The 21,576-nt window shown below is 68.0% G+C and carries 20 protein-coding genes and 1 tRNA gene; 3 read left to right on the top strand and 18 right to left on the bottom strand.

Features of this window, described 5'->3' with window-relative positions; genetic code table 11:
• Positions 1–33: 33 nt before the first annotated feature.
• The 7 genes from ENSA5_RS09730 to ENSA5_RS09705 all read right to left on the bottom strand — a co-directional run bounded on the left by ENSA5_RS09730 (position 34) and on the right by ENSA5_RS09705 (position 8,453).
• A complete protein-coding gene (locus tag ENSA5_RS09730) occupies positions 34–1,272 on the bottom strand; it encodes an ATP-grasp domain-containing protein (protein ID WP_106391353.1) in 1,239 nt (412 codons plus the stop codon).
• 32 nt (positions 1,273–1,304) lie between these two features.
• Positions 1,305–2,447 (bottom strand): alpha/beta hydrolase-fold protein, encoded by a 1,143-nt coding sequence (locus tag ENSA5_RS09725; protein WP_219906759.1) that lies wholly within the window; start codon positions 2,445–2,447, stop codon positions 1,305–1,307.
• Positions 2,444–3,400, bottom strand: coding sequence for a type 1 glutamine amidotransferase family protein (locus ENSA5_RS38885; protein ID WP_219906758.1), 957 nt, complete (start codon positions 3,398–3,400; stop codon positions 2,444–2,446). Before ENSA5_RS38885 ends, ENSA5_RS09725 begins: the two co-directional genes overlap by 4 nt.
• Positions 3,401–3,408: 8 nt before the next feature.
• Positions 3,409–4,638, bottom strand: coding sequence for an ATP-grasp domain-containing protein (locus ENSA5_RS09720; protein ID WP_106391351.1), 1,230 nt, complete (start codon positions 4,636–4,638; stop codon positions 3,409–3,411).
• A gap of 108 nt (positions 4,639–4,746) precedes the next feature.
• Positions 4,747–5,961: an ATP-grasp domain-containing protein gene (locus ENSA5_RS09715; protein WP_106391350.1), complete on the bottom strand. Its 1,215-nt coding sequence runs from the start codon at positions 5,959–5,961 to the stop codon at positions 4,747–4,749.
• Between the two features lie 113 nt (positions 5,962–6,074).
• On the bottom strand, positions 6,075–6,500 hold the full coding sequence (locus tag ENSA5_RS09710) for a hypothetical protein (protein ID WP_146155520.1): 426 nt from the start codon (positions 6,498–6,500) through the stop codon (positions 6,075–6,077).
• A 15-nt stretch (positions 6,501–6,515) separates the two neighbouring features.
• Positions 6,516–8,453, bottom strand: coding sequence for a hypothetical protein (locus tag ENSA5_RS09705; RefSeq protein WP_146155519.1), 1,938 nt, complete (start codon positions 8,451–8,453; stop codon positions 6,516–6,518).
• A gap of 65 nt (positions 8,454–8,518) precedes the next feature.
• On the opposite strand from ENSA5_RS09705, the gene ENSA5_RS39135 reads away from it, so the two are divergent.
• Positions 8,519–8,647, top strand: a complete 129-nt coding sequence (locus ENSA5_RS39135; protein WP_258182804.1) for a hypothetical protein — start codon at positions 8,519–8,521, stop codon at positions 8,645–8,647.
• 168 nt (positions 8,648–8,815) lie between these two features.
• On the opposite strand, the gene ENSA5_RS09700 is transcribed toward ENSA5_RS39135, so the two are convergent.
• The 5 genes from ENSA5_RS09700 to ENSA5_RS37355 all read right to left on the bottom strand — a co-directional run bounded on the left by ENSA5_RS09700 (position 8,816) and on the right by ENSA5_RS37355 (position 11,144).
• The gene (locus tag ENSA5_RS09700) at positions 8,816–9,157 is read right to left on the bottom strand and encodes an IS66 family transposase (protein WP_106391347.1); all 342 of its coding nucleotides are present in this window, start codon (positions 9,155–9,157) and stop codon (positions 8,816–8,818) included.
• 12 nt (positions 9,158–9,169) lie between these two features.
• Positions 9,170–9,559: an IS66 family insertion sequence element accessory protein TnpB gene (tnpB, locus tag ENSA5_RS09695; RefSeq protein WP_106391346.1), complete on the bottom strand. Its 390-nt coding sequence runs from the start codon at positions 9,557–9,559 to the stop codon at positions 9,170–9,172.
• Positions 9,553–9,891 (bottom strand): IS66 family insertion sequence element accessory protein TnpA, encoded by a 339-nt coding sequence (tnpA, locus tag ENSA5_RS09690; RefSeq protein WP_106391345.1) that lies wholly within the window; start codon positions 9,889–9,891, stop codon positions 9,553–9,555. The genes tnpB and tnpA overlap by 7 nt, the downstream gene beginning before the upstream one ends.
• A gap of 340 nt (positions 9,892–10,231) precedes the next feature.
• Complete coding sequence (locus ENSA5_RS09685) at positions 10,232–10,966, bottom strand: glutathione S-transferase (protein WP_106391344.1); 735 nt, start codon at positions 10,964–10,966, stop codon at positions 10,232–10,234.
• Between the two features lie 7 nt (positions 10,967–10,973).
• A complete protein-coding gene (locus ENSA5_RS37355) occupies positions 10,974–11,144 on the bottom strand; it encodes a hypothetical protein (RefSeq protein WP_181197575.1) in 171 nt (56 codons plus the stop codon).
• Between the two features lie 255 nt (positions 11,145–11,399).
• On the opposite strand from ENSA5_RS37355, the gene ENSA5_RS09680 reads away from it, so the two are divergent.
• Positions 11,400–12,635, top strand: a complete 1,236-nt coding sequence (locus tag ENSA5_RS09680) for an ATP-grasp domain-containing protein (RefSeq protein WP_106391343.1) — start codon at positions 11,400–11,402, stop codon at positions 12,633–12,635.
• A 12-nt stretch (positions 12,636–12,647) separates the two neighbouring features.
• Here ENSA5_RS09680 and ENSA5_RS09675 read toward each other — a convergent pair whose 3' ends face one another.
• Entirely contained in the window at positions 12,648–13,586 is a 939-nt protein-coding gene (locus ENSA5_RS09675) for a sulfotransferase domain-containing protein (RefSeq protein WP_106391342.1), read from the bottom strand.
• Between the two features lie 4 nt (positions 13,587–13,590).
• Entirely contained in the window at positions 13,591–14,127 is a 537-nt protein-coding gene (locus ENSA5_RS09670) for a hypothetical protein (RefSeq protein ID WP_146155518.1), read from the bottom strand.
• 103 nt (positions 14,128–14,230) lie between these two features.
• On the opposite strand from ENSA5_RS09670, the gene ENSA5_RS09665 reads away from it, so the two are divergent.
• Positions 14,231–14,304 (top strand) — tRNA-Arg (locus ENSA5_RS09665).
• A 207-nt stretch (positions 14,305–14,511) separates the two neighbouring features.
• Here the strand turns inward: ENSA5_RS09665 and ENSA5_RS37350 are convergent.
• The 4 genes from ENSA5_RS37350 to ENSA5_RS09650 all read right to left on the bottom strand — a co-directional run bounded on the left by ENSA5_RS37350 (position 14,512) and on the right by ENSA5_RS09650 (position 21,479).
• Positions 14,512–14,838, bottom strand: coding sequence for a TerB family tellurite resistance protein (locus tag ENSA5_RS37350; protein ID WP_181197574.1), 327 nt, complete (start codon positions 14,836–14,838; stop codon positions 14,512–14,514).
• 271 nt (positions 14,839–15,109) lie between these two features.
• A complete protein-coding gene (locus ENSA5_RS37345) occupies positions 15,110–15,442 on the bottom strand; it encodes a hypothetical protein (RefSeq protein WP_181197573.1) in 333 nt (110 codons plus the stop codon).
• Between the two features lie 79 nt (positions 15,443–15,521).
• Complete coding sequence (locus ENSA5_RS09655) at positions 15,522–16,919, bottom strand: SIR2 family protein (RefSeq protein ID WP_106391339.1); 1,398 nt, start codon at positions 16,917–16,919, stop codon at positions 15,522–15,524.
• A gap of 3 nt (positions 16,920–16,922) precedes the next feature.
• Complete coding sequence (locus ENSA5_RS09650; protein ID WP_106391338.1) at positions 16,923–21,479, bottom strand: nSTAND1 domain-containing NTPase; 4,557 nt, start codon at positions 21,477–21,479, stop codon at positions 16,923–16,925.
• Between the last annotated feature and the right edge of the window lie 97 nt (positions 21,480–21,576).

Genomic DNA, 21,576 nt, shown 5'->3' with positions numbered 1-21,576 from the left:
CGGGCCCAGGGCCCGACCCCCTCAGAGATTGGGTCAGTCGCCCTCGCGTCGCCAGGCCTGGATTCGCTGCCAGAACAGCTCGGTGAATTCCTCGATCTCGTGGGCGGGAAACAACGCGGCGACCTTCTGCCGGATCGCGTCGCGGGCCTCGGTCGAGCCAAAAAACTCGTGGGCGACGGCGTCGAGCTCGGTCAGGTGCTCGGCGCAGAAGGCCTCGAAGCGCGCCGTCTCGAGCCGCTCGTCGGCGATCGCGGCGTAGGCGTCGAGCTTGTCCTCGTAGCTGCGATCGCTCCGGGCGATCGCGTAGTAGGGCGCCCAGTCGGGGTTTTGCCGCATCGGCCGCTTGGTCGCGGCACAGTACACGCTCCAGCGGACGTAGGCCTTGACCAGCCACGGAAAGTGGCGATGCAAGCTGGTGACCTGCGAGTCCGGGCAGGCGTTGGCGAAGTCCATCGGGTGCCAGACGCCGTCGCGCCGCAGCGACTCGCAGCTGTTGAGCTCCCAGCCAAAGAAGCTGTTGATCGTCAAGGTGATCTTGCGCAGGACCTCGAGGTCGGCGGCCGCGATCGAGCCGTCGTGACGCTGACAATAGCGATCGTGAAGCGGCGCGTCGGGGTCGTAGCTGACGTGCAGAACTTGGGGGCCAAAGCCGATGCTGCGCACGAAGCCGTCGTAGGGCACGATCCCGGCCTGAACGTGCATGACCTCGGCGCCGCTGTCCTCGTAGGCCTCGCGGAGGCTGGCCTCGTCGTCGACCTTGCGCACCGACCTCCAGCCGCCGCCGTCGTAGGGCTTGACGAAGGCCGGGTAGCCGAGCCGGGGCCCGAGCCGGCCGATGTCGAAGAGCTTGGCGTAGCGCTGCAGGGTCGGCTGAAGATCGGGGTTTTTGGTCGCGTAGGCCTTTGGCGGAAACATCCAGGTGTCGGGCACGGGCATGCCGAGCTGCATCATCGCGCAGTAGGCGGTGTGCTTCTCCATCGACTGCACGGTCCACGGGTTGTTGAACACGTACAGGCCATTCATGATCACGGCCTTTTTGATCCACTCGCGCGAGGTGTTGTACCAGTGCGTCAGGCGGTCGATGACGAGGTCGTAGGAGCAGGGCTGGCGCAGATCGAAGGGCTCGATCATCACCCGCTCGACCTCGAAGCGCAGGGTGTCACCGCCAAGCGGAATCCGCAGATCCAGCTGGCGCATGATCGCCTCGTAGCAAGCCGGCCAGCACAGGTCGGCGCCGAGTGAAAGCCCAATCTTGCGGGTGATCTCTGCCATGGTTCGCTCTGCTCAGCTCGTGCTCGGGTTCGTCACTCGTAGATCATCATCAAGGGCCCGCGGAACAGCCACGACAGGCCCTCGCGGGTGCGGTCGCGCCAGTTCTCCCAGTTGTGACCGTCGCGGGCCTCGACGAAGCGCACCTGCATGCCGGTCTCGTCGAGCAGCGGGACCAGCGAGCGGTTCTCGTAGATCAGCGACTCGTACACGCCGCAGCTGACGAACACCCGCTCGCTGACCGCCGTTGGGGCCTCGCGGAACGCGTTCATGAACCGGACCACGGGGTCGAAGAGCGCGCCGCGGTGGTGCTGGTGGCCGATGTCGGTGAACGCGAACGAGCCCGACTGGAGCAGCAGGCGCCCCCAGTAATTCGGATAGCGGACCGCGGTCGAGAGCGCCGCGACGCCGCCGAAGCTCGCGCCCATCAGGCAGCGGCTCGCGGGCGTGTCGAGGATCGGCAGCGCGCTGCTGATCCGCGGGGCCAGCTCCTCGGTCACGAAGCGAGCGTGACGCTCGTCGTTGGCGTAGTCGTGGAGGCGATCGGGCGAGTCGGCGAACACCGCGATCAGCGGGGGGATCTCGAGCCGCTCGATCAGGTTGTCGAGCACGATCTTCATGCCCGCATAATTGAGATAGTCGGACCCGTCGTGGACGACCAGCAGGGGGTAGCGGCGGGTTCGTCGAAAGCGCGCGGGCAGGTAGACCTTGCAGTGACGGGGCTGACCGAAGGCCTCGCTCGCGATCGTGAGGGCCTCGAGCGTCCCGGGCCGGGCCTTGGGATCGTGGCGGGTCCAGTCGGGGATCTCGTAGCCGGCGCCCTGCAGGACCGAGTTGGCGCCGAAGGGGTCGCGGGCGAGGTGGGGGTTGAGCGGATCGCGGATCCACTTGTTGTGGTCACCGCGGCGAACCTCGAACTTGTACTCGACCCGCGAGCGCGGCGGGATCTCGACCTCGAGGTGCCACAGATCCGTGCCGTCGATCCGCTCGAGCGGCTGCGAGGTCTCGAGCCCGAAGATGAAGTGCCGCAGGCGGACCTCGTCGGCCTCGCCGCGCCACACGAAGGTCGCGCTCTTGCCCTCGACCAGCGGGAAGCTGCGCGCCTTCACCCACGCGTCGAGCTGCTCGCGGATATCCTCGCCCGCGCTGGCCAACAGCGCTCGCAGCTGCGTGGTCACGACGCGACCTCGAAGGGGGTGTGGCTGCCGTCGGTTGCGAGGCGCTCGACGGTCGACGCCCCGACCACGGCGCCGTCGTGGACGTGGACGTGGGCGCCCGCGAACAAGGCCAGGCACGCGGCGGGGTCGAAGCGGCGCGCGAGCAGGCTGACGCGGGCGGCGTCGTCGAGGCGCAGGCGGGTCTCGGGGTGCGGGAGCATGACGATGTCGGACACGAGGCCGAGGCCGGCGTCGAGGACCTCCGAGGCGCCGGGGCCCTGCGGGGGCGAGTCGTGGAACAGCACGACCCGATCGCTCGCGACCATGCCGCCGCCCGACCACGCGAAGATCGCCTGATCGTCGATCAGCTCGCGGAGCCCGAACAGGCGCATGCGGTTGAGCATCGAGGCGACGTGGCCCCCGGCGATCGCGATGCCCTTGCACCCGGCGAGCTGCTCGGCGAGCTGTTCGCGGTGCTCAGCCACGACCGGCCGCGTTGCCAGGCCGACTTCGGCCTCGAACTTCTCGTGGAGCTGGCGGATCTGATCGAGGTGGTAGGCGTCGAGGATCCGGACCGCGGCCAACGACGCGGCCTCCTCTTCGGCGAGGATCTCGGGCGGCGCCCGGCGCTGGCGAATCACGTGGTTGGCCTCGAGCTCGTACTCGAGGCGGATGCGGTAGAAGTCCTGCTTGTGGCGCAGCGTGGTCTGCTTGGCCCGGTGAGCCTGGCGAAGCTCCGGATCCCGCCGCCACACATCCGACGCGCGCTGGTAGAGGTTGAGGTTGACGGTCTCACATTCGAGGTGGGCGCGGAGCTCCCCGTCCTCGTCCTCGCGCTCGCGCCAGCCGGCCGTGATAATTGCGATCGGTCCCTCGCAGGCGATCCCGCGCACGACCGAGCCGAGGGTCGAGTCAAAGCGCTGGGCGCCGAGCAGCACGACGTCGCGCGGGCCTCGAGTAGTTGCTGCCGTCATCACGCCTCTCAGCCCGCGTGGACGCGGATCGTCTCGCCGACGACGTCGAGCATCCGGCGCAGCTCGTGATAGTTGGGGTGTTTCATGCGCAGCCAGGCGTTGGCCATGTAGCCGCCCGAGACTGGCTGGGTCGGCGTGCCCTCGGGCGGCAGGTGGGCGTCGATGATCCACTCGCCGAACGCCCGCTCGATCTCGGCGACGCCCTCGTAGCTGAGCACGCGGCCGTCACGGTCGGGACGCAGGGCGATGATCCCGGTCGAGAAGCGACGCGAGAGCCGCTGCTTGTGCGTGCGCCAGACCACCGCCTCGGCCCACTCGCGGTAGATGTCGACGTCGTTGGCGATGCCGTAGAGATCCCAGGCGCCGACGCCGGGTGGACGGCAGGCGATCTCGCTGAACTTGAGCCCCTTGGGCCCGAAGAACCACTCCATGTGGGTCGCGCTGGTGTCGACCCCGAGCGCGCCGATGACCTCGCGGCCCATCTTCTTGACCTCGGCGTAGCTCGGGACCGTGTCGACCTCGTTGGTGCAGATGAACTGCGGGCTGATCCAGCGCGCGCGCATGGCCTCGAGCACCGTCGGGTAGTAGTGGCAGATGAATTCGTGGACGACGGTGCCGCCGATCGTCAGCGTGTCCCAAAAGCCCTCGTGGCCCTCGATGAATTCCTCGACCGCGACGCTGTGGCCGCTTTGGACCCCGACCTCGGCCAGCGCCGCATGGAGCGAGGCGAGGTCGTCACAGCGGTAGGTCGCGGCCGCCCCCGCGGCGTCGCGCGGCTTGACGATGACCGGAAAGCCGACGCGCTTGGCGAAGTCCTCGATCTGCGCCGGGTCGTCGGAGCCGATCGACTGGGCGCAGGGCACCCCGACCTCGCGCAGGACGTCCTTCATGGCCGGCTTGTCGCGACACAAGAAAGTTGTCTGGACGCTGGTGCCCGGGATCCCGCAGGCCTCGCGGACCTTGGCCGCGCACATGACGTGGGCCTCGACCGTGGCCTCGAGACGGTCAACGCGGACGCGGCTCTGGATCCGGCGGACCGCCTGCTCGACCTGGGCGACGCTGGTCACGTTGCTGACCTGCTCGTAGTGGGTCAGCCACTCGCGCATGTCGTCGTCGAGGTAGTCCTTGGGCCGCTCGCCGATCCCGGTGACGCGGGCGCCGACGGCATGCAGCGCGCGCGCAAACTCCCGCTGGTTGCGGGGGAACGAGGGCTCGAGGAACACGACGTCGACAGGCATGGGCTTGGGGCCGGGAGCAGGAGCAGTGTATCGGGCAAACCCGGGCGGCACGCCAGCCCCAGTCTCGGGAGCCCTCGCAACCACGCCTTCCCTGCCCCAGCGAGGGCTCTACGCGTATCGGACCCGAAGCTTGGCGATGATCGTCTCGAGCGCGTGCTCGACGAGCTCGGTCCGAGGGTCGCGGACGATCGCGTAGCCGTCGCCCTCGTAGCTGTCGCTCTTGGGCGCCCCGGGGGTCGGCAGCTTGGTCTCGACCACGGCCCGGCCGACGGCGTCGTGGGCCTGCTTGACCCCGGTGACCGAGGTGATCCGACCCCGGCCGATTCCGCGCAGGTACGCGCAGCCGACCGAGTAGGCCCGGTCCCAGGGGCCGTCGAAGGCGTCGTCGATGACCGCCCGGGCCCACATCCGGTAGGGGTCCATGTCGAAGGCCAGGCCGATCATCCGCGTGAGGTGGGCGCCCGGGGGCCGCTGGGCAATCTCCCCGATCGCGAGGCTCCCATCGGGCCGCCGAAACCACTCCATGTGAGTGAAGCCCGCGTCGAGGCCGAGAGCTCGGACCGCCCGGGCCCCGAGCTCGCGGATGTCGTCGTAGCCCGGGCCCTGGTCGCGGCGGGGCAGCACGGTGCACCACTGGATCCACGGGTTCTCGAGCGCGGTCAGGCAGCTCGGCCGGTAGTATGAGATCGAGGTCAGGCGCGGCACCCCAGCGAGGGTCAGGGTGTCGCAGCTGCCCTCCTGGCCGTGCAAGAACTCCTCGGCCAGGACCGGATTCGAGGGGCTCGCGCGCAGGCCCGCGACGGCCCGGAGCAGCTCCTCGCGTGAGCCGACGCGGAACGTGGCCTTGGCGCCCATGCCCGCTGGCGGCTTGAGGACCATGGGAAAGCCGACCTCGGCCTCGAAGGCCACGGCGTCTTGGGCTGTGCCGACGAGGCGATGGCGGGCGACCGGGAGCCCGGCGGCGCGGAGCCGATCCTTCATTTTTGCCTTGTCGCGGAACACCTCGGCGGTCTCGACCTCGGTCCCGCGCACGCCAAAGTGGGCCCGGGCCTCGGCGAGCTGGACCTGGAGCGGCTCGAGCACCCCGATGATCCGCGCGGGCGGGCCGTGGCGCCGCCGCAGGAGCTCGACGGCCTCGATGAGCTCCGGAGCCGAGAGCCCGTCGTCGACGCGCACGAGGTCTGCGAAGACCTGGCGGTCGGTGCCGCCCGGGGCCTCCTGCATCACGCCGCACAGCCGCACGCCGGGCAACGCCGCGGCGGCACGAGCGAAGCGCATCGTGGTCTCGAGCAAAAAGGGGGCGACGAAGACGATCGTGCGCATGGGCGCGACAAGCTATCCCGAAGCGGCCGGGACCGGTAGCGCCTCGCCATGCGCGTCGTCTTTCTCGGCCCGGCCTAGCAGCCCGGGCTGCTAGCAGCCCGTGGCGCGATGTCCTACCCCTCGCACTGATCGCCCCAGAGCGCGACCTGGAAGCAGCAGTAGTCCGGGTCCCGGCCGATCTCCTTGGCGTGCTCGATCGTCCGCATGCAACCAAGCTCCCAATGCGCGAGCGTGCACTCGGGCCGGTACTGGGCCAGGTCTTTGTGCAGCTGCTCTTCGACGCCGCGCCTGACCTCGTCGGTCGGGCACACCGTACACTGACCGTCCTCCTCCGGCGACAGACAGACCGGGACCGTCGTGGAGGTCATCTGTCCCTCCCACTGGAGGTTGGTCGGCGAGTACTCGCCATCGCACCACTGCCGCGAGCCAGGGTCACCGAGTTGCTCGTCAACTTCGATGCACTCAACCTCGCCCCCCGATCGGCCGCAGCCGTACGCCGTGAGCAGGCCGATTGAAAACACCATGAGTAGCTTCTTCACGCTCATGACCGTCTTTCAGGGATATCGACAGATCCCATCGGCGCCCGCGTTCCAGCACTCGAGCTGTGAGGGGCAGTCAGCGTTAACGCTGCAACCCGTGTGAGCGAAGGCGTTCGGACGGGGGGTACTCTTGTCGCCGATCTTGGCGACCCATAGTGACCACTGGCTCGTATATTGATAGCCCTGGCCAGGATCCAGGCTTGGTCCAAGTATGGCGTACGGGGGAGCAGGAACGGTCATTTTCATGAATCCGAACTGATTGAAGTGTGGGTCGACGTCGGTATGTGAGAGCCCGAGCAAGTGGCCGAGTTCGTGTGCAATGGGAATGTAGACGAAGTATGATGACTCCACCATACTCGCGCCAAGTCCGCCGGCCATGAGATGTGCGGAGAGTTCACCAACGGGGGCCAAACCAACAATGCCGTCCGTGAGCGATACCGGATCGTCGATGTTGCCCGAGTAGACCCCTGACAACATGGCAACTGGTTTAGCGGTAACACCTTGATCCTCGAGCTTCGCCATGGCCACATCGAACTCGTCCCACAGCGCCCGAAAGTACGCGCGTGACTCCGGGCTATCCGTATCGATAATATGCGTCACGCCGGCGAGGGCGTAATCGGACGGACAGATCGAGCCATCGCTCACACACTCATGAGCGTCTTCGACGGAGTCCGCGAACACACAGTAGGCAAACCGATACCTGACTGTCGCTACGTCTGCGGGAATCTCGTAATCTGGATGTAGGCTGACGGCGGCAGGGATCGCGTTGAGCATTGCGGCGGCGAGCGATGCCTTGGCGTAGAGCTCTGTGTGCCACGGCAGCCCGTCCTCCGCCATCTGCGTGCACCACTCGATGTCGGGCATCTCGGCGAAGTCCTTCGAGTTCTCCCAACGGTGGTTGTGGGGGCCGTATCCATCGCAACCGTAGTCGCTACGGTCCCTGCAGGCGAGGTCCGCGGCGTCGACGTCGGCGTCCGCGTCGTTGTCCACGCAGTCTCCACAGTTGGCCGGGTCCTCCTCGTCGAGGTCGGACTCCCACGCGCAGGTCGTATTGTCGCACTGCTCCGCGGCGAGTTCAATCCAGTGGCTGAGCACGTCGTCGAACCCGGTCGTGTGGAGCTCAGGCTTCGAGATCAACACGCCGCTCCCGTCCGGAGGCAGCACCTCCAGCCAGATTTTGGTCGTGGGCCCGGAGATAAAAAAATCCTGATCGGCGTTGAGACCCTGGATCGCAACTCCACCATGGCTGTCAGCAAACGCAACAGCGAAGACCTGGGTACCCGGCGGGACTCCACGGTGGAGCGAGTCGAGGTTAACCCAGTTGGGCAAGAACATGTGAACCTCAGGCCGAAACGCATCGACAACCGGACCAGCGGGCGCGTCCCGCGAGCTCACATTCCACACGTCCATCTTTGTACGTCGCCTCGTGATGTCGAGGGTCTCGAACTCCAAGCGACCCGTGGTTGTCGCCAACGGGAGCCCCAGGCTCACCGTCCGATCTGTGCCGTTGACCAGCGCATCCACGTTCGCGGCGGCCGACATGATAGTCGTGCCGACAGGCCAACTGTGAACCTCGAGTTCCATCTCCGAGGCATGGCGATAGTAGGTGTCGGAGGTCTCGTGGTGGAGCCAAACCGGGTGCGGTGGCTCGAGCGGCTCGTGTTCGGGGGGCGGCGGACATTCGGGATCGCACCCGAGATCCGCGTAGGACCGATCCATGTCCAGTTTTTCGGTTGCGCCGTCATCTTCGTCTTCGGCGCAGCCCGGCAAGAACAAGCATCCATCGTCACCGATACCTGGCCCTTCGGTGCCATCGAAGCAACCGCTCTCGCCAGTGGCCCCGAAATCTCCATCGCTGGCGGGGTCCGTCACACAGGCCGCAGACGCAATCGCCGCCAACACGGCAAGAGCTCTCGTCGCGGTTTTCGGATCAATTCTCGGCTCCTCAGGCACGCATGCACGCTACCACTGACGAAAGCAAGCAGCGAGATGTCAAACCGCATTCGCATCCGCTACGTATGCGTGCGACTCACCAGCCCCCTTGGATCCCTGCCCAAGCCCCCGACATCCTGGTCAAGGGCGGCGTGGCCGAAGTCGGCCGGGGCCTCACCGTGATCGCCTCGGACGTGTTCGCGTTCGGCCAGTAGGAGAGCCTCCATGGGAGCTCGCCTCTTGGGGCGTCGAACGGCGGCCAGGGGCAGCTCGAACGGTTGATGCGGCTGGCGCGGAAACGCGCGGTGCGCCCCGTGGAGATCGGACCGAGGATGCCAGACTTGACGCGATCACTCCTGCCCGCGCTGGAGCCCTAGAACGAGTCACCGCGCGCGCATATTGCGCCGCCCCGCGGTGGGCGAGGACCGAGCCGACCACGGCGTGGGCGAGTAGGAGCTCGGGCTCGCTCGAGGGGCGAGCCCTTCCCCGTGAGCTTCTCTTGACTCGTCGAGGAGCTCGAGCATCAGGCTCAGTTGGTTGGGGTCGAGCTTCTCGGATTTGCGGCCGACCAGCGAGCGCTTCAGCCGGGCGACCTCGAGGCTGAGACCACCGAGGTTGTCGAGCAGCGACGCGACCAGAGCGAGGACCTCGTCGGTCTGCCCTCGCTCGAGCAGCTTGCGGAGCGCCTCGAGTGTCGCCCGCTTGTTGGTCGCGGCCTCGCCCACGACCCTGAATGTTCACGCATTCGGGCGAAGGTCAAGTGCAGCGCGATGTGATCCAGGTACCCATCGCGGCCGTCGCTTCGCATCGACGAGGTCGATGCCCTCGAGCAGCAGCGCGAGCTCGGCCGCGTCGAGCTCGAGCGAGCGCTGCCCCGGCTCGGGCCGCGCCGGAAGCTTGAAGCTGCCCCGTTCGATGCGTTTGTAGAAGATCACCCAGCCGCTGCGATCCCAGTAGAGGATCTTGACTCGATCACGTCGACGATTGATGAAGACGAACAGCTCGCCGGACATCGGATCTCGACGAAGGGTCTGGCGGACGACCGCGCTGAGACCATCGAAGCCCTTGCGCATGTCGACGGGCTCGACCGCGACCCAGACCTGCACGGCGCCGAGCGGACTCAGCATGCTCCGGCGATCTCGAGCACGACGCGGAGCTGCTCGCGGGTGACGTGGCTTGGGACCTCGACGCGGATCCCGTTGGTGAGCACGACGGTGAGCACCGACTCGGCGCCGGCTGGCTCCGTTGGCTGACGGACCTCGACCCGCACGAGCTTGGCCGTCGAGCAACCCAGACGTCGGCGCCACCGCTTTAGCCGATCGAGGGTAAAGCCGTGGCGTCGGGCGAACTCCGCGAGCTCGAGGCCGCTGGCGTCCGCGAGATCCAGCGCCTCTCGGGCCTCGAGCTCGGACCAGTAGCGGTTCTCGGCGAGCGCTCGCAAGCGATGGGGGTCCGGCATGCTACGAGCATCGTTGGGCGGTCAGCGCGAGGCCAGGTGCGGTTCACCGGACGGTTACCAAGCACCCGCCGGGTGCTCGGCCCTGCCCCCACCCGTCCCGGACAGGTCGCCAATTTCTTTTCGCCCCCCCAGCCGCTTTCGGACCTTACCATGCACGGTCGCTGCGCGGCCGGTCGCTACGTCGCTTGGCTCCTCGGTTCGATGTGCTGGTATGAGCTTCGCTATCTGGGTGCGTGGCCGGCTGGTTCAAGACGGCTCGAGTTCAGGGCTCGAGTTCAGGGCTCGAGTTCAGGGCTCGAGTTCAGGGCTCGAGTTCAGGGCTCGAGTTCAGGGCTCGAGTTCAGGGCTCGAGTTCAGGATAGTGGCGAAAGATCCCGTGCTCGCCGAAATCGAGGCAGCGCGATGAGGCGCGATAAGCCGCGATGTTTGGTAGGGCGTCGACGCGCTCACGCAGGCTGACGAGCCCGGGGAGCTCCGGCACGAGCCTGGCAAAGGCCTTGGGGAAGGCGTGGGCGAGCCCGCGCAGAACCTGGTTGATCGACAGATCCACGTAGCTGAGCTCGCCACCGATCAAGTGGGCGCCGCCACCTCGCTGGAGGACGGTCTCGAAGTAGCGGAGAAACTTCGCCATGCGCTGGTCGACGAAGCCCCGGGCGTAGCGCAGGGCCTCGGGCTTTTGGTCCTCGTAGTAGGCGGCCTTGCTGACCGGGTGGTGGGTGTCGTGGGCCTCGGCGATCAGGTCGGCGAGGGTCAGCTGCAGCTGAAGGGCCCCGACGCGGCCGAGCTCGTCAGCGGGCGCGAGGCCATGACGCGCGCCGAGCCAGGCGCAGATGTTCGGCATCTGGGCCAGGCGCAGCTCACCGTGAACCAGGATCGGCGGCGCGAGGGGCAGCAGGCCTGGGCCCTCAGCCTTGCACTGCGCGACCACGGCCGCCGGTCCGCCGCCTTCGTGTTTGGGCCGGCGCGCGACGTCGTCGTAGGCGACGCCGGCCTGCTCGAGCACCAGGCGCACAAACTCGCCGCGCCCGGGCAAGAAGGGCCAGTAGTAGAGTTGGTAGGTCAGCGCGTCGGTCATGGCGGTCTCAGCTCGGTCGGTACTTCGCGTTCTCGATCGCCTCGTCGACGATCGCGTCATGATGGCCCGGATCGGCCCGGCGCGCGCGGCCGCCCTCGGGCAGAAGATCGATTGGCTCAAAGTAACAGTAGAACGCGTCCGGATCGACGTTGGGGCAGTTCGCCATCCTGCCGGTCATGCGGCGAGCTCGAGCTCGAGCTCCCGGGCACAGCGGGCCGCGGACGCGGTGACCGCCGAGACCCGAGGGCGGTCGGTCCCCGCCCCGGGGCCTCCTGCATCACGCCGCACATCCACACAGCCGCACGCCGGGCAGCGCCGCGGCGGCACGAGCGAAGCGCGTCGTGGTCTCGAGCGCAAAGGGGGCGACGAAGACGATCCTGCGCATCGGCGCGCCAAGCTATCCCGAAGCCGCCGGGACCGGTAGCGTCTCGCCATGCGCGTCGTCTTTCTCGGCCCGGCCTACCCCCTGGAGATGCAGCAGTTCACCCGCGGCCTCGCCGAGGTCGGGGCCGAGGTCTACGGCGTCGGCGACGGCGCGGCGGCGAGCTTGCCTCCCCTCGTCCGCAAGTGCCTGAGCGGGTACCTGCAGGTCCCACGGATCCTCGACGAGGACGACGTGATCGAGCGGACCCGCGTCTGGCTGCGCGGGCGCGAGATCGATCGGGTGCTGAGCGCGTGGGAGCCGACCGTGATCCTCGCCGCGCGCATGCGGGAGCGCTGGGGCATCCCGGGCATGAGCGTCGACACCGTCAACGGCTTTCGTGACAAGCAGCTCATGAAGGAGCGGGTCGCCGCCGCGGGGATCCGGGTCCCGCGGGCCGAGCGGGTCGTCCGGACCAGCCGGGCCGAGCTTGGCGAGGCGACCCGGGCCGCGGCCGAGCGGGTCGGGTTCCCGCTGATCATCAAGCCGATCGCCGGGGCCGGGAGCGCCGACACCTACGCGTGCCGCGACGCCGCCGAGCTCGACGAGGTCATCGCCAAGACCGCCCACGTGCGCGAGCTCAGCGTCGAGGAGTACATCGAGGGCGAAGAGTTCACCTACGACACGGTCTGCGTCGACGGCCACCCGGTCTACGAGAACGTCGCCCAGTATCTGCCCAAGCCGCTCGAGGCCCGGAGCGAGGAGTGGATAAGCCCGGTGATCATCACGGTCCGCGACCTCGACCAGGCCAAGATCCGAGCCGGGGTCGCGCTCGGCCGCCAGGTCCTCGGCGCGCTCGGCATGGGCGAGGGCTTCACCCACATGGAGTGGTTCTACACGCCCGCGGGCGAGGCCGTGTTCGGCGAGATCGGCTGTCGGCCCGGGGGCGCGCGGCTCGTCGATCAGATGAACTACACCAGCGACATCGACCTGTTTCGCGAGTGGGCGCGGGCCTCGTGCTGGAAGTCCTTCGAGGCCGAGGCCGCGCGCAAGTACAACTGCGGGATCATCTTCAAGCGCGCCAAGGGCCGGGGCCGGATCACGGGGATCGCCGGCCTCGAGCGCTTCAAGGCCCAGTTTGGCCCCTGCGTGGTCGAGGACGAGCTCCTGCGCCCGGGCAGCCCGCGGCGCGACTGGAAGGCCACGCTCGTCAGCGACGGCTACCTGATCGTGCGGCACGCGAACTGGGACGTGTGCAGGCAGATCTGCGCGGCCGCGGCCACGGACATCACGATGTTCGCCGAGTGATCGCGGCCCGGCTCAGGCGCCGCCGAACATCTCGTCGTAGGGAAAGTCCGACTCGCGGCGCTCGAGCTCGGCGCGACAAAAGCGGTCGATCTCGGCCCGGGCCTCGGCGTCGAGCAGCTCGTCCGAGGCCTTGCTCTGGCCGCGCCGGATCATCTTGGCTCCCCGGCCGACCAGGGGCAGGCGCGGCGGCTGAAACTGGGCCTCGTGGGCGCGCATGTACGCGAAGCTGCTGCGCTCGATGATCGCCTCGAGCTGCGCGGCGGTCGGCGACACGCCCATGAACGCGGCGATCCGCTCGATCATCCCGACCTGGTCGGCGAGCAGCTCACCGAACTCGATGACCAGCTGGTTGGGCCGCTCACGCACGGCCCAGGCGCTGGCCGTGTGCGCGGCCCAGATCTCACACAGCAGGCCCGGCTCGACGACCAGCGCGGCCCACTGCTGCGCGGAGATCCGGTGCTTGACCCCGAGCAGCCCGAGGATGAAGTGGTAGGCCGAGACCACGACCTCTTTGGGGTCGCGGATGACCGTCAGGTATCGGGCCTGGGCCGCGTAGGGCACCAGCTCGAGCGAGGCGTGGGTCTTGATCACGCGGAGCTTGGTCGGCGAGGCCTCGCACACGCGCATGTCGTCGAGGGCGACCAGCCCGGGCATGTTCGCTTCGGGCCACGGGACGAAGTCGTGAATGTGGTCGAACTCGGCCTCACCGAGGTAGGCGATCTGCTGGGCGATCTGCATCGCCAGGTTGGTCCCGCTCTTGGCGAAGGTTGCGATGAAGACGTCGTGCTTGGTCGCCTCGTAGGTCTCGAACTCGGCCACGCGCCGGGGGTAGGTCGCGCTCAGGAACGCGCGCAGCAGCGGGGTCGCGACGCCGAGGGCTGCGGCGGTCTTGGTCGCGAGGATGAAGGGCGTCATCACGACCGCGAAGGTCGCGGGGTGGATCTTGGCCATCCGACTACAAGAAGCGGCTGAGCCAGACCGCGAGGCAGTAAAAGGGTGTGCCCGCGAGCAGCAAGGCCCGGCGGATCCGCGCCAGCTCCTGCTTGCCGCCGCCGACGATCAAGGCCGCGATGCAGACCAGCCACGAGACGCCCGCGCTTGCGACCGAGTAGGCGAAGATCTTGAGCATCAGCGGCTTGAGCACCGGGACGAACATCCCCGCGGCCGCGACCGCGGTCAGCGCGACCGGGACGAAGCTCGTCCACAGCGCGGCATGCGACATCCACGTGATGCGCGCCTCATCCTCGGCCTTGGGCTTGCGCAGATGAGAGAGGACCCACGCGCCGATGAAGCTCAGGCTCATCGCAAGCGCGAGGCCGACACCACCGAGGACGACCAGCTCGATGATCCGGCGGATCCAGCGGCGGACCGTGTCGAGATCGGGGAGCTCGATCGCCACAGAGGCCCATGCGGCGAGCAGGGCGGCGATCGGGAGGGTCACGCGGGCGGGGAGATTTGCGAAGATCGCGCTACCTCGAGCTCGGCGGTTCATGGCGGGGTGAGCGTAGCACGCTGGTTGTGCCGGGAAGCGAGACGCGAGTGAGGGGCTGAGGGGGTTGCGGTGGGGGGTTGCGTGGGCTAAAGAGGGCGGCCCCGCGCGCGTAGCTCAGCTGGATAGAGCGTTGGCCTCCGGAGCCAAAGGCCGCAGGTTCGAATCCTGCCGCGCGCAGTTTGCTTTGTTCAGGTAGAGGGCGCTGGCTAGCACCCCGGGCTGCTAGCTTGTCCGCGCGTAGCGCGGACGCCGGTCGCGTGCACTCCCACGCTGAGGTCGTCACCGGGATGCGCGCGCGGTTCGTCAAACGGGCGAAGCCCTGACCTCAGAAAACCGGGGCAGACCATCGCTCGCACCAGCCGCGCCAGCCCGGAGCGCTCCTGATCACGAGAGCGCGGCGCGAATCTCTGCGAGTCGCTCACTCTCCTTTGGGGTCTGCTTCCCGTCGGCCAGGACCAAGCTCTCCGCAAGATTGATGATCCACCGCCGCATGTCAGGCGAGGCCGCGGACAGCTCAGCCAACGCCCGTGCTGTCTGCTGCCGATTGGCCCGCAAATTCCGGAACCACTGCGTGAACGCAGCGAGGTCATCAGTGTACCCCGTGAGTTGCCGGTAAACTGTGAACGCGGCTTCGACCTCGCTCGCGTCGATTCTTTTGTCCGCTGCCACGAGATTCCGAAGCACGACCATGAGGGCGGGCGCCACGTTCATGACCGCCGACTGCCCTGCAGAGTCGACTCGAGCTGCGGGAGTGGCTTGCGCCGGACCTTGCGCAGCCGCGGGTTGTACGGGAGGGGACGCGACGGCTCCCGCTGCCGCAAGTGGGGCCCTCGCACGCAAACTCAACTCCGTGAGAGCACGGGCAGCGTGCGTCGCCGCCGGACCGGTCGAAGTCTGGAGAAATACCTGCAGCCCGGTCGCGCTGAGACGAGCGAAACGACCAACCCATGAGTTTACCCGCGCCTTTCGTCGGCTGGCGCGCTCACCGAACTGGAGGAGCTCCGTGCAGAGGTTGCATTGTCGAGTGAGGTTGGGCTTGCGCGACATGCAGGGTGTGTTGCTCGATTCGCATCTGGCACAGCGCGAGCTGTGCCTCGAGCCGGAGCTGAAACGACCTCGTCCTGCCCACGGCTGCACCTAGCAGGCAGCTCAACAAAGCGCCCATGAGCGCGGGCCCGGGTTCGTCAAACATGGCGTAGCTGGCGATGCCGCCGAGCATCGACCCCAACAGCGCGTAAAAGACGATGATCGCGGTAGCATGACTGTACAGCCGGCGTGCGTGCTCGTGGATAATTGCTGATTGGTACTCGACCATTGGTGCATTCCTCTGTCGGCTCTGTGTAGAACAACGAAGGGTGGATCGCAGGTCTCGACCATTCTCCCCGTGAGGATCCTCAGCGCTCACTCAGGTGGGCCTCGAAGGGAGCGCCTGGCACGGCATGCCGGGCCCTCCGCTCGCCTTCGCGGTACGCCTCATCGAAGCTCCGGCCGGCCCCAACCCCGTCGTAGAAGCCCTCGGCGAAGGCGAGGGCTGCCCGATCGTCGAGGGGACCGTGCATGGAGATGAAGGTTGGAACGCGCGGGTTCAATTGATTGACGGCTGTGCTCCAACACGAGTTGAGCAGCACACATCGTAGCGGACCACGAGGGTGGGCATACTCGTCCAACAGCGCGACGAGCTCTGCCGGAGGCAGCCACCTGGACCCCTCGTCGAGCATCAGCCCTTTGGGCGCCCCGTGGCCCGCGAAGTGCAAGATATCGAACTCCCCCTCGAGCAAGGCTCGGGAGAGGTCCACAAACGAGACCGCAGACCGAACCTCCAGCTCAATGCGATCTCGGTGGCGAGCGCGGGTCACAGCCTCGCGAACCACGCGCTGCTCTCGGTCGAGCGCCAGACCTTCCATATCGGGGGGATTCGCCGACACGAACAAGATCCGGATGCGGCCGCGGGATGCTTGGCGGGTTGCCTCGCGCGGCAAAGGTAGAGAGCGGCCAGCCGGCGCGGGCGAGAGTGAGCTGAGGAGCTCGACCCGTTCATCGCTCCCGTCGCAGGTGATCGCTGCGATGCCCGCTTCGTCGAGCTTGCTGCGACCGCCGGGCGTGAGCTCGGCGCGATCGACCAGGGCCCAGTGACGTGGAGGCGCGCCGTCGGCGAGACCTCGCGCGCGATCGACCACGGCGTCGAAGATCGGATCGTCGAGGGTCGTACCGACAAAGAGCACCGGCTTGGCGAGGAACATCGCGCGCATGACCTCGTGGTAGACCGGATCGCGCAACGCTACGCGGGCGTGCTGCTCCCGGGTGAAGACCCAGGTCGCATGATCAGGCAAGGTCCCGTGGAGCTTGAGCAGCCAGCCTTGGCGATGAAGCAAGTTCATCGTTGGCCGGGTGTGGACGACGAACTTTCCTTGCAGCGTGCGCTCGAGCAAGCGATCGAGGTTTGGCGTGACAACGCCGCCGAGGCGTGAGCCCAGGTTTGCGATCGCTCGGGCCAGGGGTGGGAGCTCGACGCCGTCGACGCGGAGGGCTCGCTCGACGACGAGACCAAAGCGGGCGCGAGTCAGGTCGCGCTCGAGCTCCGTGAAGGCGTCGCGGAGATCCGCGCGCTCGATCAACTCCGCGAGCTCTCGATGGCGCCGGTCCGAGACCCGCTCGCTGGCCTCTTCGAGCAAGAGGCCAGCGAGCTCACGACGGGTCGGGAGGCCGGCCGCGCGCGTGAGCTCGGAGCCGACGTAAACGACCAAGGGCGAGGTCAAGGCGCGAAGATCATCCAGGTCGTTCGAGGCCGGCATGGCTCAATCGTCCCTGCGCGAGCAAGCTTTGGGAAGGCCAAGTTCGCCCGAAACTCGAGCGAGCCGCCGACAAGCGAGCTCGACCTGTGCGCGCAGGCCGATCGGCCACGCGTGGACCTGGCCGTCGGAGCAACCGACCCCGAGGAGTTGGCCGTCGGGAGAGAACTGCAAGGCGGTGACGTGACCAGCGCAGGCGCCCTCGATAGAAAAGGTCTCGTCGCCCTCGGCGTTCCACACCGAGATGCTGCCATCCGCGTCATCCCCAGCGGCGATGAGCGCAGGCTCGGTCGAGACGGCGACAGCCTGGACGTTCCTGTCGCCGATGCTCATTTCGACGACGTGGTCCGCGTTCGCAGAGGTCCAAAGCCGCACGAAGCCATCGTTGCCGCCCGAGACGAAGCCGCCTCGATCCGCTCGAAAGGCCACCGCGGTCACGGCCGTCCCGCCTCTGTGTCCGGTGACCCGGTGGGTTTGGATCTCCTTGTCGGGCCCGATGGTCAAGGACTCGACCGCGCCCGCGGATCCGCCGAGCAGCACCCGGTCTCCGCGATCGGAGACCGCGAGCGCGGTCACGCCCAGCTTCGTCGATGTCTCGGTCATGAGTCGCTGTTGAGCCGGATCCCAGATCTGGATGACACCATCGGGGCAAGCGAGCGCGAGCCGAGCGCCGGAGCGGCTCGCGGCGATACGCCTCGACGCGCACGCGCGGGGGACGGGCTCCGGCTCTGCGGCGGCGTCGAGGGCCCAGCTTTGCATGTTGCCCTGGTTCGAGAGCGAAGTGAGCCGGGCGCCGTCGGCCGAGAACGCGAGCGCCATCGTGGCCCCCTCGCGTCGCCAGGCGACGGGTCGCTCTGCTGGGGCCTCGACTGTCCACACCCGCACCATCCCTGCAGAGCTCGCCGAGGCCAGTCGCCAGGGCGAGGTGGGTGAAAACGCGAGCGCCTGGACCGAGCGATCGTGGCGGGCAGGGTCGCGCCAGTGGTCGCGGTCATCAATTGCCCAATAGCTCGCGGCTCCGCTTGCGCTGCCGATGACGAAGCCCTCGGCGGTCGGCGAAAAGCTCAGCACGCTCAAGCCCTCGACCCGAGCGCGGGCGAGCTCGAGGCCAGACCTGGCGTCGCGCAAGCTCGCGCGGCCATCGGCGCTCGCGGTCAACAGCCAGCGTCCATCCGCTGAGAAGACCGGGGGAGCGCTTGGGTCAACATTGTCGCGCCGGCTTGACACACCGCGCTCGAGGTCAATGACATCGATGCTTCCCGCGGTCGCAAGCGTGACCACGGACGAGCCATCTGGGGCGTACAAGACGAAGCTGAGATCCCTGCGTTCTCGGATGTCGACCCGAATTGTCTTCTCTGCTTGCTCAGAGGCTGACTCGAGGTCCCACAAGCGCAGGTAGTTGTCTCCGGCGGCGCTCGCGAGGTGGCGATGATCGGGCGAGACCGCGATGTCGTGGACGTAGTTGGGGACCGACAGGTGGCCGAGGACATCGCCCGTCGCCACCGAGCGCCTCGTCACCTCGCTGCCCCTGCGGGTGCTGGCCGTGTAAAAGAGCTCGTCGGGGGACGACCCAAACGCGAGCGCCGTGGTCGTCCCGTCAGCGGGCGCCGACCACTCGAGAGCGCCGGTCGCTGCGTCGTAGAGGTTGACCTGCTTGGTCTGCCGAGTCGCGAGGACCTGGCCGTCGGGCGCGAAGGTGGGGTCGCTCCCAACGAGGTGCGGGCCGATCACCTCACCCGCGCGTCCTCGCAGCCCTGTCCAGCCATCTGCGTGGGAGCTGAGCGCCACCCGATCTCCGGTCGAGGCGAAGCGAAGATAGTCGACTCGTTTGACGATCCCCTCGATCCTGTCCACGTCCTGGCTGGAGATCTGCCAACGATCGACCTTGCCATCTGCTCGACCCAGCCACGCCTCGCGCCCCGTCGCGTCGATGCCCGCAGCGGTCACAGATCCGCCTCGACCATCGAGCCGCGCGACCTCGCCGATCACGACCTCGCAGCGCACGGCCTCGCTCATCAGCGCGCGCAGCTTTGCGGAGCTGTCGTGCTCGAGCGCGGTCACGGCTCGGTTTAGCGCCTCCCGACACCGATGCTCCCTCGAGCGCGCGTCGATCCCACGCCGAATTTCACTTTGCGCGTCATCGCGCTGCTTCTCGGCCAGCTCGTACTCCTTGGTGTCGAGCTCGTCTTGGAGCTCGCTAGACTCGAGCCGCCGCCGCTCGTCTCGTGACTTCGCGTCTTCCAATTCCAGGACGACGAGGGCCGCGATTGCAGCCAGCCCCGCGACGAAGCTGACCCACCCACCGCCACGCAGCCAGGTCGCCCGGCGCATCGCTCGCTGAAACTCGCGGTGTTGGCCAGCCTCGTGGCCATGGGGTCGGGCGCGCATGAGCTCACGACGCTCGGGGCCCCGCGGCAGGGATCGCCAGGGCCGTCCTCGCCCGGCCCAGGCAGCCGCACGCATGGCCAAGGCCTCGTCGCGGGCGAGCTGTGAGCGGTTGGCGGCGAGCCACCCTCGGAGGGTGTCCCACTCGCGCAGCAAGGCCTCGTGGACGAGGTCGACGACGGCGTCCTCGTGTTCGCCGCGGACCACGAGCAGGCGCGGGCCGTCGCCGCCCGACAGCAGCGTCAGCAGCCTTTGACCCTCGTCGTCTCCGCCAGCGAGGGCCAGCGCCTCGACACGAGTCAGGGTTCGTCGAGCGAGGTGACCACCGTCGAAGCTGGCCATGCGAAGGAGCAAGGCCTTGACCCTCGCCAGCTGCTTGTTGCTGAGCCCCGCGAGCAGCATGTCCGCGTTTCGGCTGAGCGCCCCCGACACACCGCCCAGGGCCCGGTACTCAGTGAAGCTGATCGGGCCGTCGCGGGTCGAGCGAAGATCCCAGAGCCCTCGCAAGACGTGGGCGACCAACGGCAGCGCCGCGTCGTCGGTCCGGACCACGCCCTCGGCCGCGACCACGCCGTCCGCGTCGCCCGGGGTGTTGCGGTGCTGCTCCGCGTCACTTGCGATCCGCTCGACGAGCTCGGCCTCGAACTCCACGCCGAGCTGCGCCGCGGGCTCGGCGATCGCCAGGCGCAAGCCGACGCGTGAGATCGGCGCGAGGGTGTAGCGCTCGGCCTGGTCGTTGAGCAGGCGAGCGAGCGCGGGCGAGGCCCCAGCGAGGGCGGCGTTGAAGTCGGAGCGCAGCGTGGTGATCAGGTAGATGAGTTGTTGCTTGAGCAGCAACACGAGGCAGGCGGCGAAGCGCTCGCGCTCGCCCGCGCCAGCCAGGGTCACGACCTCTTCGAGCTGGTCGACGACCACCAACAACGCGACACCGTCGCGGGCCCGCTCGCGCACGAAGCTCGCGACGGCCGCGGCCGTGATCGCGGGGTCGAGCGCGGCCTCCTTGGTCTGGCCGAGCTCGTCGAAGGCCGCCGTGAGCGGGCTCGGGTCGTGTTCCATCACCGCCCCCAAGGCATGGACGAGCGCGCGCAGCGGGTGACGGCCCGGACGCATGGACGAGACCAACCACCTCGCGGGGGTCGCTTCGGCGAATCCGCGACGCAAGGCGGGGATCAGCCCGGCGTGAACGAAGGAGGTCTTGCCAACACCGCTCGACCCATCAACCGCCAGCCATCGACGATGGTTCGCCTTGGGCCCGCCGAGGCGTGCGGCGGCCAGGCTGATCTCCGCGCGACGGCCATGGAAGACCTCCGCGAGCGAGTCGTCGAAGGCGTGGAGCCCGGGGTAGGGACACGGGGGCAGCTGAGCTCCGCGCGCTGTGCTTTGAGCCTCGTCGTCACCCGCGAGCGCGCGGATCGTCGCGACCGAGTCGCCCACGATCACGTGGAGGCCACGTCGCTCGAGCAAGGTCCGAGCCTCGAGCCCGCAGTGCTCGAGCGCGACGAAGTGGCTCGGCAGCTGAGCCTCCCGGCTGTCGGTGTCGACGATCGAGAGCAGCCGCCGGGTCATGGCCTTCGCAGGGTCGAAGCCGACGAATAGCAGGCAGTGGGCTCGAAGGGCGGCCAGCAGCAGCTGACGCCGGAGCGAGCGCTCGCCGAACTCCCGCTCGTACGCCGCCTGAGTCAGCACCCAAGTGTCAGGAAATTCCAGCGTTCCGCACAGCTTGAAGATCAGCCTGCTTCGGCGCGCGATGTCGGGTCGCGGTGATGTGAAGCTCGGCCACGCGTCCGCGAAGGCGCGCTCGAGGAGGCGGTCGATGCCTGTGGTGTAGACGGCGCGCAGACCGGAGAGCGAGGCGATTGCCCTGGCAAGCGGCGGCAGCGGGCGGCCACGGTCGGCGAATTCCCGCTCGGCGACTCGTTGAAAACGCGTGCCCATTCGTCGCTCGAGGACCTCGAGCGACTCCATGATCCGGCCTCTTGCGATCCACTCTCGCAAGGTCGGGGCGTCGATCTCGAGCCCGAATGACTCGGCGTCGGCGAGCAACGCGAGGGCGAATTGCGACGCGTCAGGGAGTCCTGCGCGTCGCCCCAGATCGGGTCCGACGCAGATAATCAGCTCCCCACCTTCGTACGCCTCGCGCAACTCGATCGGGATCTTCGGATCAACTCTCGTGCCCATGGATTAGCGCATGATACTGGAAGGACGATGCGGGCTCGTCGAGAATGGAGCGTCGAGCGAGCGGAACTGCGCATCAGGCCACACCAAAGAGAAAGCT

Origin of the sequence: Enhygromyxa salina (assembly GCF_002994615.1) — a bacterium.
Lineage (GTDB): Bacteria > Myxococcota_A > Polyangia > Nannocystales > Nannocystaceae > Plesiocystis > Plesiocystis salina_A.
Note: the sequence above shows the minus strand (reverse complement) of the source record. Positions and strands in the feature narration are given on the sequence as shown.

Excerpts from the sequence above, each read along its gene's own strand:
- ENSA5_RS09655 (WP_106391339.1), bottom strand. The coding sequence starts at position 16,919 with ATGCCGGCCTCGAACGACCTGGATGATCTTCGCGCCTTGACCTCGCCC.
- ENSA5_RS37355 (WP_181197575.1), bottom strand. The coding sequence starts at position 11,144 with ATGACCGGCAGGATGGCGAACTGCCCCAACGTCGATCCGGACGCGTTC.
- ENSA5_RS38885 (WP_219906758.1), bottom strand. The coding sequence starts at position 3,400 with ATGACGGCAGCAACTACTCGAGGCCCGCGCGACGTCGTGCTGCTCGGC.
- ENSA5_RS09650 (WP_106391338.1), bottom strand. The coding sequence starts at position 21,479 with ATGGGCACGAGAGTTGATCCGAAGATCCCGATCGAGTTGCGCGAGGCG.
- tnpB (WP_106391346.1), bottom strand. The coding sequence starts at position 9,559 with ATGCTGAGTCCGCTCGGCGCCGTGCAGGTCTGGGTCGCGGTCGAGCCC.
- ENSA5_RS39135 (WP_258182804.1), top strand. The coding sequence starts at position 8,519 with ATGCGTGCGACTCACCAGCCCCCTTGGATCCCTGCCCAAGCCCCCGAC.
- ENSA5_RS37350 (WP_181197574.1), bottom strand. The coding sequence starts at position 14,838 with ATGAACGTGGCGCCCGCCCTCATGGTCGTGCTTCGGAATCTCGTGGCA.
- ENSA5_RS09720 (WP_106391351.1), bottom strand. The coding sequence starts at position 4,638 with ATGCCTGTCGACGTCGTGTTCCTCGAGCCCTCGTTCCCCCGCAACCAG.
- ENSA5_RS09680 (WP_106391343.1), top strand. The coding sequence starts at position 11,400 with ATGCGCGTCGTCTTTCTCGGCCCGGCCTACCCCCTGGAGATGCAGCAG.
- ENSA5_RS09670 (WP_146155518.1), bottom strand. The coding sequence starts at position 14,127 with ATGAACCGCCGAGCTCGAGGTAGCGCGATCTTCGCAAATCTCCCCGCC.
- ENSA5_RS37345 (WP_181197573.1), bottom strand. The coding sequence starts at position 15,442 with ATGGTCGAGTACCAATCAGCAATTATCCACGAGCACGCACGCCGGCTG.
- tnpA (WP_106391345.1), bottom strand. The coding sequence starts at position 9,891 with ATGCCGGACCCCCATCGCTTGCGAGCGCTCGCCGAGAACCGCTACTGG.
- ENSA5_RS09715 (WP_106391350.1), bottom strand. The coding sequence starts at position 5,961 with ATGCGCACGATCGTCTTCGTCGCCCCCTTTTTGCTCGAGACCACGATG.
- ENSA5_RS09685 (WP_106391344.1), bottom strand. The coding sequence starts at position 10,966 with ATGACCGACGCGCTGACCTACCAACTCTACTACTGGCCCTTCTTGCCC.
- ENSA5_RS09730 (WP_106391353.1), bottom strand. The coding sequence starts at position 1,272 with ATGGCAGAGATCACCCGCAAGATTGGGCTTTCACTCGGCGCCGACCTG.
- ENSA5_RS09675 (WP_106391342.1), bottom strand. The coding sequence starts at position 13,586 with ATGGCCAAGATCCACCCCGCGACCTTCGCGGTCGTGATGACGCCCTTC.